The 12,434-nt window shown below is 68.7% G+C and carries 8 protein-coding genes; 7 read left to right on the top strand and 1 reads right to left on the bottom strand.

The window, feature by feature from the left end; translation table 11 throughout:
- The first annotated feature begins 48 nt into the window (after positions 1 to 48).
- From mutS to E1H18_RS09500, 5 genes are all read left to right on the top strand, one after another.
- Positions 49 to 2,757 carry a DNA mismatch repair protein MutS gene (gene mutS, locus E1H18_RS09520; protein ID WP_172266744.1) on the top strand — a complete coding sequence of 903 codons (2,709 nt, stop codon included), beginning with the start codon at positions 49 to 51 and terminating at the stop codon, positions 2,755 to 2,757.
- A gap of 22 nt (positions 2,758 to 2,779) precedes the next feature.
- Entirely contained in the window at positions 2,780 to 5,602 is a 2,823-nt protein-coding gene (locus tag E1H18_RS09515) for a [protein-PII] uridylyltransferase (protein ID WP_172266741.1), read from the top strand.
- Positions 5,603 to 6,430: 828 nt separating this feature from the next.
- Positions 6,431 to 8,068 carry a murein biosynthesis integral membrane protein MurJ gene (gene murJ, locus E1H18_RS09510; protein WP_172266738.1) on the top strand — a complete coding sequence of 546 codons (1,638 nt, stop codon included), beginning with the start codon at positions 6,431 to 6,433 and terminating at the stop codon, positions 8,066 to 8,068.
- Positions 8,069 to 8,226: 158 nt separating this feature from the next.
- Positions 8,227 to 9,273: a tryptophan--tRNA ligase gene (gene trpS / locus E1H18_RS09505; RefSeq protein WP_172266735.1), complete on the top strand. Its 1,047-nt coding sequence runs from the start codon at positions 8,227 to 8,229 to the stop codon at positions 9,271 to 9,273.
- A 31-nt stretch (positions 9,274 to 9,304) separates the two neighbouring features.
- A complete protein-coding gene (locus E1H18_RS09500) occupies positions 9,305 to 9,796 on the top strand; it encodes a universal stress protein (protein ID WP_172266732.1) in 492 nt (163 codons plus the stop codon).
- On the opposite strand, the gene E1H18_RS09495 is transcribed toward E1H18_RS09500, so the two are convergent.
- Positions 9,793 to 11,061, bottom strand: a complete 1,269-nt coding sequence (locus tag E1H18_RS09495; protein ID WP_172266729.1) for a cytochrome P450 — start codon at positions 11,059 to 11,061, stop codon at positions 9,793 to 9,795. The two genes, E1H18_RS09500 and E1H18_RS09495, sit on opposite strands and share 4 nt — an antisense overlap.
- A gap of 125 nt (positions 11,062 to 11,186) precedes the next feature.
- Between E1H18_RS09495 and E1H18_RS09490 the strand changes: the two genes are divergently transcribed.
- A complete protein-coding gene (locus E1H18_RS09490) occupies positions 11,187 to 11,759 on the top strand; it encodes a NifU family protein (protein ID WP_172266726.1) in 573 nt (190 codons plus the stop codon).
- A gap of 87 nt (positions 11,760 to 11,846) precedes the next feature.
- The gene (locus E1H18_RS09485) at positions 11,847 to 12,434 is read left to right on the top strand and encodes a malonic semialdehyde reductase (protein WP_172266723.1); all 588 of its coding nucleotides are present in this window, start codon (positions 11,847 to 11,849) and stop codon (positions 12,432 to 12,434) included.

Below are 12,434 nucleotides of genomic sequence, written 5' to 3'. Positions count from 1 at the left end.
AATCTCGCCCCTTAACGCCACCCGCGACGCTCTGTAGTTTCGCGCGTCATGAACGCCCACACCTCGACCCCTGCGCACCTTCTCGACCCCACCGGCGCGACGCCGGTGATGCAGCAGTTCTTCGAGATGAAGGCGCGGCAGCCCGATGCGTTGATCTTCTTCCGCATGGGCGATTTCTATGAGCTGTTCTTCGACGACGCCTATCGCGCCGCCGCCGCTCTTGGCATCAGCCAGACGTTCCGGGGCACCCATGCGGGCCAGCCGATCCCGATGGCGGGCGTGCCGCAGCATGCGGCCGAGGCCTATCTCTCCAAGCTGATCCGTCTGGGCTTCAAGGTCGCCGTCTGCGAGCAGATGGAAGACCCGGCCGAGGCCAAGAAGCGCGGCTCCAAGTCGGTGGTCCGCCGCGACATCGTTCGGGTCGTGACGCCCGGCACCCTCACCGAGGACGGCCTGCTGGACGCGCGCGGCGCCAACCGCTTGGCGGCCGTGGCCATTCGCGCCGGCCAGGCGGCCGTGGCGTCGGTCGAACTGTCGACCGGCGAGGTCGAGGTCTTCGCCCTGGCCAAGGAAGGCGTCGCGCCGATCCTGGCGGCCCTGGCGCCGTCCGAGACCCTGGTCGCCGACCGCCTGCTGTCGGACGACACCCTCTCCCAGACGCTGAAGATCTGCGGCGGCCTAGTCCAGCCGATGCCGTCGGCCCTGTCCGAGCCGCAGGCGTCGGAAGCCCGCGTGAAGCGTCTCTATGGCGTCGACACCCTGGATGGCTTCGGCGGGCTGACCCCGGCCGAGATCGGCGCCCTGGGCCTGATCGCCGCCCACCTGGAAATGACCCAGGCCGGCAAGCTGCCGGCGCTGCGCGCGCCGCGTCGCGCGGCCGACGCCGACGTCATGGCCATCGACCCGGCCACACGCGGCAGCCTGGAGATCGACCGCACCCAGACCGGCGACCGCAACGGCTCGCTGCTGGCCTGCATCGACCGCACGGTGACCTCGGGCGGGGCGCGGATGCTGGCCTCGCGCCTGGCCCGGCCGCTGCTGGACACCGCCGCCATCGACCAGCGCCTGGACGCCGTCGAGTGGTTCGTCGAGCACCGCCAGTTGCGCCAGCGTCTGCGCGAAGTGCTGAAGGGCTCTGGCGACATGGCCCGCGCCCTGTCGCGCCTGGCTCTGGGCCGGGGCGGTCCGCGCGACCTGGGGTGCCTGCGCGACACGCTGAAGGTCGGCGAGCGCCTGGCCGGCATGGCGGGCGGCTCGCCCGATCCGCTGTCGCCGCCGCCGTTCGAGCTGGAGCACGCCTTCAAGGCCCTGACCCCGGCGCTGCACGAGGGGCTGTCGCAGTACCTTGAGATCCTGGAGCAGGGCCTCGGCCCCGACCTGCCGGCCCTGGCCCGCGACGGCGGCTTCGTCGCCGCCGGCATCCGGCCCGAGCTGGACCAGGCGCGCGGCCTGCGCGACGACAGCCGCAAGGTCATCGTCGCCCTGGAGGCCCAGCTGACCGTCGAGAGCGGCGTGCCGCTGAAGATCCGCCACAACGGCGTGCTGGGCTATTTCGTCGAGGCCACGGCCGGCAAGGCCGACCCGCTGTTCCAGCCGCCGCTGAACGCCACCTTCATTCACCGCCAGACCCTGGCCAACCAGGTGCGCTTCACCACGGTGGAGCTGGCCGACCTGGACGCCCGCATCGCCCAGGCCGCCGAGCGCGCCCTGGCCATGGAGGTCGCCGCCTTTGAGGACTGGCGCGAGCAGGCCCGCACCCTGGCCGACGCCATCCAGATCGCCGCCGAGGCCCTGGCCCGCATCGACGTCGCCTCGGGCCTGGCCGAGTGGGCCGAGGACGCCGATGCGGTGCGGCCGATCGTCGACAAGTCCTACGCCTTCGACGCCAAGGGCGCCCGTCACCCGGTGGTCGAGGCCGCCGTCAAGCGCGCCGGCGATCCCTATACGCCCAACGACTGCTGCCTGGACGCCTCGGGCGAGACCGGGGCGCGGCTGTCGATCGTCACCGGGCCGAACATGGCCGGTAAGTCGACCTTCCTGCGCCAGAACGCCCTCTTGGCGATCCTGGCCCAGTCGGGATGCTATGTGCCGGCCGCCAGTTTCCGTTTGGGCGTCGTCGATCGCCTGTTCAGCCGTGTCGGCGCGGGCGACGACCTGGCGCGCGGCCGCTCGACCTTCATGATGGAGATGGTCGAGACCGCGGCCATCCTGACCCAGGCTGGTCCGCGCTCGCTGGTCATCCTGGACGAGATCGGTCGCGGCACGGCCACCTATGACGGTCTGGCCATCGCCTGGGCCTGCGCCGAGGCGCTGCACGACACCAACCAGAGCCGCGCTCTCTTCGCCACGCACTATCACGAGCTGGCGACGCTCGAAGAGCGGATGGCCTACGTCTCCAACCTGTCCCTGCGGGCCAAGGAGTGGAACGGCGATCTGGTCTTCCTGCACGAGGCCGCGCCCGGCCCGGCTGACCGCTCGTACGGCGTGCAGGTGGCCAAGCTGGCCGGCGTGCCCGGTCCCGTGGTCGTCCGCGCCCGCGAGGTGCTGGATCGCCTGGAGAGCAAGGACCAGTCGCCGGCCAAGCTGGACGACCTGCCGCTGTTCGCCGTCAGCCAAGCTGCAGCCCAGACCCAGGCGCCTTCCAAAGCGGCGCCGAGCGTCGTCGAGGATACGCTGAGCGATCTGGACGTTGACGGCATGAGCCCCCGCGAGGCCCTGGAGGCGCTCTATCGCCTGAAGGGTCTGCTCAAGACCTAGCGGAAAGCTCTATATAGCCATTATGCCCCGTCGCCTTCGCCCCACCCGCCTGGAACATGTCGTCGACGGTCACGCCCTGCGTGCGCGGCTTTCGGCCGCCGCGCTCGACGCCATCGGCAACGAGGCCGACCAGCGCGCGCGGGCCATCGAGATCCTGAAACAGGCGCTTTTTCGCGGCCGGATGATCGCCAAGGAGCGGCTGGAAAACGGCGCCAGCGGCGTCGAGACCGCCCGCCTGATCAGCGGCGTCACCGACGAGGTGATCACCGCCCTCTACGACTTCACGACGGTGCACGTGTTCCGGGCCCGCAACCCGACCGAGGGCGAGCGCCTGTGCCTGCTGGCCGTCGGCGGCTACGGCCGCTCGACCCTGGCGCCGTTCAGCGACATCGATCTGCTGTTCCTGCGCCCCTACAAGCAGACGCCGCACGTCGAGAGCGTGATCGAGTTCATGCTCTATGCGCTGTGGGACCTGGGCTTCAAGGTCGGCCACGCCTCGCGCACCATCGAGGAGTGCGTGCGCCTCTCGAAGGAAGACTTCACGATCCGCACCTCGATCCTGGAGGCCCGCCGGCTGACCGGCGACGAGCGCCTGGCCGAGGACCTGAAGAAGCGCTTCCGCGACGACGTGGTGAAGGGCACCGGCGCCCAATTCGTCGCCGCCAAGCTGAAGGAGCGCGACGACCGTCAGGCCCGGGCCGGCGCCAGCCGCTACATGGTCGAGCCCAACGTCAAGGAAGGGAAGGGGGGCCTGCGCGACCTCCACACCCTGATGTGGATCGCCGAATATCTGCACCCCGTCGACAAGCCCGAGGACGTCTTCAAGCTGGAGATCTTCTCCAGCCGCGAGATCAAGACCTTCATCCGGGCCTTCGACTTTTTGCATGCGGTGCGGGCGCACCTGCACTTCACGACGGGCCGGCCGGAGGAGCGGCTGACCTTCGACCTGCAGCCCGAGATCGCCCGCCGCATGGGCTATGGCGACCGCGGCGACGCGCCGGCGGTCGAGCGGTTCATGCGCCGCTACTTCCTGATCGCCAAGGAGGTCGGGGCCCTGACCCGCGCCTTCTCGGCCAAGCTGGAAGCCGAGCACTTCAAGAACGAGCCCAAGGGCATCTCGCGGTTCATCCCCGGCGCGCGGCCCAAGCGCAAGGCGCTGGACGTTGAGGGCTTCTACGAGGACGGCGGGCGCCTGAACATCGAGGATCAGTCGATCTTCGAGGCCGACCCGGTCAACCTGATCCGACTGTTCAAGATCGCCGACGAGCGCGACCTTGACCTGCACCCGGACGCCTTCACGGCCGTGACCCGCAGCCTGTCGCTGATCACCTCCAAGGTGCGGCGCGACGAGGAGGCGGCGGCGACCTTCCTGGATCTGCTGGCGCGCGGCAAGCGCAGCTATCGCACCCTGACGCTGATGAACGACGCCGGGGTGCTGGGCCGGTTCATTCCCGAGTTCGGCCGGGTCGTGGCCCAGATGCAGTTCAACATGTACCACTCGTATACGGTGGACGAGCACACCCTGCGGGCTATGGGCGTGATCGGCGACATCGCCGCCGGCCGCCTGGCCGAGGACCATCCGCTGGCGGTGTCGATCATGCCGCTGATCGAGGACCGTGAGGCCCTGTTCCTGGCCATGCTGCTGCACGACACCGGCAAGGGTGGGGTCGGCGGCCAGGAGAAGGCCGGGGCCCGCGCCGCCCGTAGCGCCTGCGAGCGCTTAGGGATCGAGCGGCGCAAGGTCGAGCTGGTCGCCTGGCTGGTCGAGAACCATCTCGTCATGAGCGACTTCGCCCAGAAGCGCGACGTTTCCGATCCCGGCACCGTCGCCGCCTTCGCCCGTATCGTCGAGAACCCCGAGCGCCTGCGCCTGCTCCTGGTGCTGACCGTCGCCGACATCCGGGCCGTGGGCCCGGGGGTGTGGAACGGCTGGAAGGGCCAGCTGCTGCGCGAGCTCTACAACGCCACCGAGGCGGTGTTCCGCGGCGGGCGCGGCAAGGACGCCGCCGCCAACGTCGTGCGCCACCAGGAGAGCGCGGCCGAGTCCGCCCGGGCGGCGCTGCTGGAGACCGATCCGGCGGCCATGGGCTGGGCGACCTCGATGGAGAACGCCTATTTCAGCGCCTTCCCACCGGAGGACCTGCTGGAGCATGCCGGCCTGGCGCGTCGGGCGGCGATCCAGGGCGGGGCGGCCGCGGAGGGTCGGGTTCGGCCCGGCCAGAACGCCGCCGAGATCGTGATCGCCGCCCAGGACCGGCGCGGCCTGTTCGCGGACCTGGCCTTGGCCATCTCGTCGCTGGGCGGCAATGTCGTCGGCGCCCGGGTCTTCACGTCTCGCCAGGGCCAGGCGCTGGACGTCTTCCACGTCCAGGACGTCACCGGCGCGCCGATGGGCTGCGAGAACCCGCGTGCCCTGCGTCGCCTGGCGGACGCGCTGGAAGCCGCCGGCAGGGGCGAGGCCTTGGCCGTCGAGCCGCGCCGGGGCTCAGAGCAATCGCGGGCGGCGGCCTTCTCGATCACCCCGACGGTGGTGGTGGACAACGAGGCCTCCAACGACGCCACCGTGGTCGAGGCCTCGGGCCGCGACCGTCCGGGCCTGCTGCACGCCCTGGCCAAGTCCCTGGCCGACAGCGGCCTCTCCATCCAGTCGGCCCACATCGACGGTTACGGCGAACGCGCGGTCGACGCCTTCTATGTCCAGACCGCTCAGGGCGGAAAGATCACCGAGACCCGCAAGATCAACGCCCTGAAGGCCGACCTGCTGGCCGCCCTGGAGCAAAACGAGGCGGGGGCGCCGGCGGCGCGTCCGGGGCTACGGCGAGCGCGGGCCAGCGTGGCGCGGTAATTAAGATGCTCCCCAGCAATGCGGGGGAGCTGTCGGCGGAGCCGACTGAGGGGGCTAGCTGGAAGGCGGCCGCGTTAGCCCCCTCCGGCCCTCTGGGCCACCTCCCCCGCATCGCGGGGGAGGATCTTACGGGGATTGGAGCGTCCGAAGGCTCGGCGTTCGTGATGTCGGCGTCAGCGAAATCAATCGCTTGTCGATTTTACGCACCATTCCATCATCCGCGTTCACCGCCACCCCATAATCACCTGGTCCCCGTCGCAAGGGGAGGGCGCTTGGATCCGGCCCAAAGCGGCGACGGTGGATAGGTTGAGCGGGGCCGCGTGGTCTCGAAGCGGCTTTGGCCGGGATCTGTTCGTTGGATAGATCCGGGGTCTCGGAAAGGGCCGTCGAGAGGCAATGCGGAGCGACAGGGCGGTGACCGTTAAAGCCGCCTATCGTGGAGCGTCGGGGTCGAGACGGATGTAGCCGATCGACTTGCTCTGCGCCCGTCCGGGGGTTCTTGGAGTCCCGGGCCGATAAGGCCCACGCCCTCCACCCTCACGGACAAGAACAGCCTGGCGGAGCGGTAAGCGAGCCGAAACACAAACAAACCTTACGGTCTCCGGGTTCGCCCGGCCGCTCCGTCGCCTCCCTACATGCCTTCAGCGAGCAATCGCGTGAAGATGCTCCCCCGTGTCACGGGGGAGCTGTCGCGGAGCGACTGAGGGGGCCAGCGCGGCGTTCGCCCAGCTTGCCCCCTCCGACCCTCCGGGCCACCTCCCCCGCAACGCGGGGGAGGATCATCGGCAGCACCTTGACGCCCCTCCCACAAACCCCCAGAAGCCGAACGTGACCGACGCCGTCCCCCCCGCCGCCCCAGACGCCTCGACCCCGCCCGCCAAGAAGGGCGGAGGGCTGCTGAAGTCGTCGGCGATCTATTCGGGCCTGACCCTGGTCAGCCGGTTCATGGGCTTCTTCCGGGATCTCGCCGTCTCGTACCGGATGGGGGCCAGCGCCACCCCGGCGGCGGACGCCTACAACGCGGCCCTGGCGTTCCCGAACCTGTTTCGCCGGTTCTTCGCCGAGGGCGCCTTCGCGGCGGCCTTCGTGCCGGCCTACGCCAAGTCGCTGCAGCGCGACGGCGAGGAGAAGGCCGACATCCTGGCCGGCGACGCCATGGCCACCCTGGCGGCCTCGACCATCATCATCACCGTCATCTGCCAGCTGGCCATGCCCTGGTTGATGATGCTGATCAGCCCCGGCTTCGGTTGGGGCACCGAGAAGTACAAGCTGGCGGTGCTGCTGACCCAGATCACCATGCCCTACCTGCCGTGCATGGCCATCGTCGCTCACCTGTCAGGCGTGCTGAACGCCCGCGACAAGTTCATCCTGTCAGCCGGCGCGCCGATCCTGCTGAATATCGCCACCCTGATCTTCATCCTGCCGCAGACCACGGCGGTGGGCGCGGCCCAGTGGGGTTCGGTCGGCGTGGTCGTGGCCGGCGTCGCCCAGGCGGCCCTGCTGGTCTGGGGCGTCAACAAGTCCGGGGCCAAGGTCCACTGGCGGCTGCCGCGCCTCACCCCCGAAGTGCGCGAGCTGATCGGCAAGGCCATTCCCGGCGCCCTGGCGGCCAGCGCCACCCAGGTCAACATCTTCATCTCCGGCAATCTGGCCAGTCACGTGCCCGGCGGCCGCTCCTGGCTGGCCACCGCCGATCGTCTGTATCAGCTGCCGCTGGGCCTGGTCGGCGTCGCCATCGGCGTCGCCCTGCTGCCGCGCCTGTCGCGGGCCGTCAATTCCGAGGACAAGGCCGACGCCCAGGGCGCGATGGACCAGGCGATCGCCCTGGCCATGGCCCTGACGCTTCCCGCCGCGGCGGCATTGGTGGCCATGCCCGGCTTCCTGTCGGACGGCCTCTACACCCGCGGCGAATTCACCGCCTTCGACGCCAGCCAGACGGCGTCGGCGCTGTTCTTCTACGGGCTGGGCACCCCGGCCTTCGTGTTGCAGCAGCTCTATTCGCGGGCCTTCTTCGCGCGCGGCGACACCAAGAGCCCGATGCGCTTCGCCCTGGTCTCAGTGGCCGTCAACATCGTTCTGGGCATCGCCTTCTTCAACCTGTTCGGGGTGAAGGGCATCGCCGCCGCCACCGCCGTGGCCTCGTGGCTGAATGTCGGCCAGATGGCCTTCGGCCTCTATCGCAAGGGTCATTACAACCCTTCGCTCGACACCTGGTCGCGACTGGCGCGGATCCTGATCGCCAGCCTGGGCATGGGTCTCTTGCTGGCTGCCGCCTCGCACTGGCGGCCTCTGATCGAGGCGCCGCTGCGCGGGATCGGCCTCACCGGCCACGCGATCGGCGCCAAGGAATTCGCCCTGGCCCTGACCTGTCTCGCCGGTCTCGCTGTCTATCCGCCGCTGCTGTTCCTGTTCGGCGGCGTCAAGCCGGCCGAGCTGAAGGCGGCCTTAAGGAGGGGCAAGGCTTGATCCGCGTCCAGCCTGGGGCTAACCAGCAGGGCATGGCTCTGATCGGTCTCCTCGCTGCGCGATGGCGCGGCTCCAACTGACCTTGATCGCCGCGCTTCGGCGCGGACCGCACCTTTGCGCCTCGCCATTTCCAGATTTCTACAGCCAAGGCTGAAGCCATGACCGAACAAGCTCCCGCCACTTATACGGGTCCGTCCCGCGTGCTTTCGGGCGTCCAGCCCTCGGGCGCCCTGCACCTGGGCAACTATCTCGGCGCGCTGGTGAAGTTCACCCGCCTGCAGCACGAGATCGACACCTTCATCTTCGTGGCCGACCTGCACGCCATCACCGTCTGGCAGGACCCGGCGCTGCTGGCCCAGCAGACCCGCGAGATCGCCGCCGCCTACATCGCCTCGGGCCTGGACCCGGACAAGGCGACGATCTTTCCGCAGTCGGCCGTGCGCGAGCACGCCGAGCTGGCCTGGATCTTCCAGTGCACCGCGCGCCTCGGCTGGCTCGACCGGATGACCCAGTTCAAGGAGAAGAGCGGCAAGCACAAGGAGCGCAGTTCAGTGGGCCTCTACACCTACCCGGTGCTGCAGGCCGCCGACATCCTGGTCTACAAGGCCACCCACGTGCCGGTGGGCGAGGACCAGAAACAGCACCTGGAGCTGACCCGCGACATCGCCGGCAAGTTCAACCACGACTTCGGCATTCCCGGCGGCGTCCCGGCCTATTTCCCGCAGCCGGAGCCGCTGATCCAGGGGCCGGGCGCGCGGGTCATGTCCCTGCGCGACGGCTCGGCCAAGATGAGCAAGTCCGACCCGTCGGACTACAGCCGCATCAACCTGACCGACGACGCCGACACCATCGCCGCCAAGGTCAAGAAGGCCCGCACAGACCCCGAACCGCTGCCCGAGACCCTGGAAGAGCTGAGCGCCCGCGCCGAGGCCGACAACCTGGTCGGCATCTTCGCCGCCCTGTCGGGCCAGACGAAAGCCGAGGTTCTGGCCGACTATGCCGGCAAGGGCTTCGGGACCTTCAAGCCGGCCCTGGCCGAGCTGGCGGTCGAGAAGCTGGCCCCGGTCGGCGAGCGGATGCGCGGCCTGCTGGGCGATCCGGCGGTGCTGGACGCCATCCTGGCCAAGGGCGCTCAGAAGGCCCGCGAGGCCGCCGCCCCGACCTTGGCCGAGGTCAAGAAGCTGGTCGGCTTCTGGGGGGCTTGAGGTCTGGGCTGAAGCGGCGTCATCTCACGTCATGACCGACGCCGCTTCCACCGGCCGCCGCAAGTTCCTGGTCGTCGCCGACGACAGCCCGGAGTTCGCCGCGGCGCTGAAATACGCCTGCCGACGGGCGCGCTCGACTGGCGGTCACGTGGCCATGCTGAAGGTCATCGCGCCGGCCGAGTTTGAGCACTGGAGCGGCGTGCGCGAGGAGATCGAGCGCCAGGAACGGGCCGAGGCCGAGGCCCTGCTGCAGAGCCTGGCCGGTCAGGTGGTGGCCGAGACCGGCCTGCCGCCCGAGTTCATCATCAAGCACGCTGACAGCGTCCGCGCCGCCCTGAAGGCTGTGGTCGCCGCTGACCCGACCATCAAGATCCTGATCCTGGCCGCCTCGACCTCTGGCCGCGGCCCCGGCCCCCTGATCTCGGCGATCGCCAAGGAGGGTGTCGGGTTCTCGGGCCGCAAGCTGCCGGTCACCGTGGTGCCCGGCGACCTGACGGACGCGGATATCGAAGCGCTGGCCTAAACCCGCTCCGGGATCCGCACCATCATCCGCTCGTAGCCCTTCACGAAGGTCGAGTAGACGCGCTTGGGTTCTTCCAGGACCTCGATGCGGGGGAAGCGTTTCAGCACCTCTTCCCAGACGATCTTCAGCTGCATCTCGGCCAGGCGATTGCCCACGCAGCGGTGGATGCCGAAGCCGAACGACAGGTGGCGACGGGCCTGGGCGCGGTCGATGATGAAGGCGTCGGCGTCCTCGATCACCGTGTCGTCGCGGTTGCCCGAGACGTACCACATGACGACCTTGTCGCCTTTCTTGATGGTCTTGCCGCTGAGCTCGAAGTCCTCCAGCGCCGTGCGGCGCATGTGGGCTAGCGGGGTCTGCCAGCGGATGATCTCCGAGACCATGTTGGGGATCAGTGAAGGATCCGCGCGCAGCTTGGCCTCTTCCTGCGGGTTCTTGCTCAGGGCGTAGAGGCCGCCCGTCAGCGAGTTGCGGGTCGTGTCGTTGCCGCCGACGATCAGCAGGATGACATTGCCCAGATACTCCATCGGCGGCATGTCTCGGGTGGCCTCGCCATGGGCCAGCATCGAGATCAGGTCCTCGCCCGGCTCGGTCTGGTTGACGCGCTCGTTCCACAGATTGGTGAAGTAGCCCAGGCACTCCAGCAGCTCTGTGCGACGGGCTTCCTCGCTCTCGACCAGGCCGCTTTCGGGCGAGGCGGTGGCGACGTCGGACCAGCGGGTCAGCTTGCGGCGGTCTTCCCACGGGAAGTCGAACAGGGTGGCCAGCATCTGGGTGGTCAGCTCGATCGAGACCTTGTCGACCCAGTCGAACGGCTCGTCGATCGGCAGCGCATCCAGGATCTGGCAGACCCGCTCGCGGATGATGCCTTCCAGGCGACCCAGATTGGCCGGCGAGACGATCGGGCTGACCGTCTTGCGCTGGATGTCGTGCTTGGGCTGGTCCATGGCGATGAACATCGGCAGGACGAAGTCCTCGTCGAAGTCGCGGATGGTGATGCCGCCCAGATGGGCGTCCGACGAGAAGACCTGATGGGTCGTGTCGACGGTCATGATGTCGTTGTAGCGGGTGATCGACCAGTAGGGCCCGATCTCCTCGTCGCCTTTGGACCAGTGGACCGGGTCCTCTTTCCGCAGACGCTCGAAATAGGGCCACATGGCGTCGGCCTGGAACAGGGCCGGGTCCGCCACGTGATAGTCCTCGAGCGGGATGGCGTAGGCCTTGGCGCGCGCCGCTTCCCTCAGGTCAACTGAACCGTCGCTCATCGTGGATCCTCCCAAGGATCGTTGTTCTTTCGGCCATATCGCCAGAAGATGACGCCGGTGTCACTTTTAAAATGCGCCTATGCGTCGCCCTTGCGTCACGCCTTCGTCAGGTCCATCTGTCGGCCATGTTCATTCAGACCGAAACCACGCCCAATCCCGAGGTCCTGAAGTTCCTGCCCGGCCGCGAAGTGCTGGGTGAGGGCGCGCGCGAGTTCCGCACCCCGGAAGAGGGCGACGCCTCGCCGCTGGCCAAGGCCCTGTTCGACCTGGGCGACGTGACGCGGGTGTTCTTCGGTCCCGATTTCCTGACCGTGACCAAGGGCGACGAAGCCCAGTGGCCGCATCTGAAGGCGCCGATCCTGGCCGCCATCATGGACCACTTCACCAGCGGCCGGCCGCTGATGCTGGACGCCGCCAGCGGTGATGGTCACGACGAGGGCGACTACGACGAGGAGTCCTCGCAGATCGTCGCCGAGATCAAGGAACTGCTGGACACCCGCATCCGTCCGGCCGTGGCCCAGGACGGCGGCGACATCGTCTTCTCGCGCTTCGAGCCCAAGACCGGTGTCGTCTGGCTGCACATGCGCGGCGCCTGCTCGGGTTGCCCGTCCTCGTCGGCGACCCTGAAGTCGGGCGTCGAGAACATGCTCAAGCACTATGTGCCGGAAGTGACGCGCGTCGAGCAGACGCTGGGCTGACAATTGGGATTGGGGGCGCCTTGCGAGGCGCTGGACGAGCTCTTATTGTAACCTGACAAGTTACTGATGGATTGTCAGGGATTATCCATGGCCAAGCTCGACGCTACGGCGCTCGCCCAACTGTTCACCGAAGCCCGCACGCGCAACGGCTGGAAGCCGGACGCCATTCCCGAAGCGGTGCTGCGCGAACTGTACGACCTGGTGAAGTTCGGCCCGACGGCGGCCAACGCCACGCCGGCCCGCTTCATCTTCGTCAGCAGCCCCGAAGCCAAGGCCAAGCTGGCCGCGCTGGCCTCGGGCTCGAACGCGCCGAAGATCCTGGCCGCGCCGGTGACAGTGATCGTCGGTTACGACCTCGACTTCCCCGAGACTCTGCCCAAGCTGTTCCCGCACGCCCCGGGCGCCAAGGACTGGTTCAACGATCCGGTCGCCAAGGAGTGGGGCGCGCTGCGCAACAGCTCGCTGCAAGGCGGCTATTTCATCCTCGCCGCGCGGGCCCTGGGCCTGGATGTCGGCCCGATGTCGGGCTTCGACAACGCCGGCGTCGATGCGGCGTTCTTCGCGGGCGCGAACATCAAGAGCAACTTCATCGCCTCGATCGGCTACGGCACCGACGAAGGCCTGTTCCCGCGCAATCCGCGCCTGGACTTTGCGGAAGCGGCGCAGATCGTCTGA

Origin of the sequence: Caulobacter sp. RHG1, assembly GCF_013181195.1 — a bacterium.
Lineage (GTDB): Bacteria > Pseudomonadota > Alphaproteobacteria > Caulobacterales > Caulobacteraceae > Caulobacter.
Note: the sequence above shows the minus strand (reverse complement) of the source record. Positions and strands in the feature narration are given on the sequence as shown.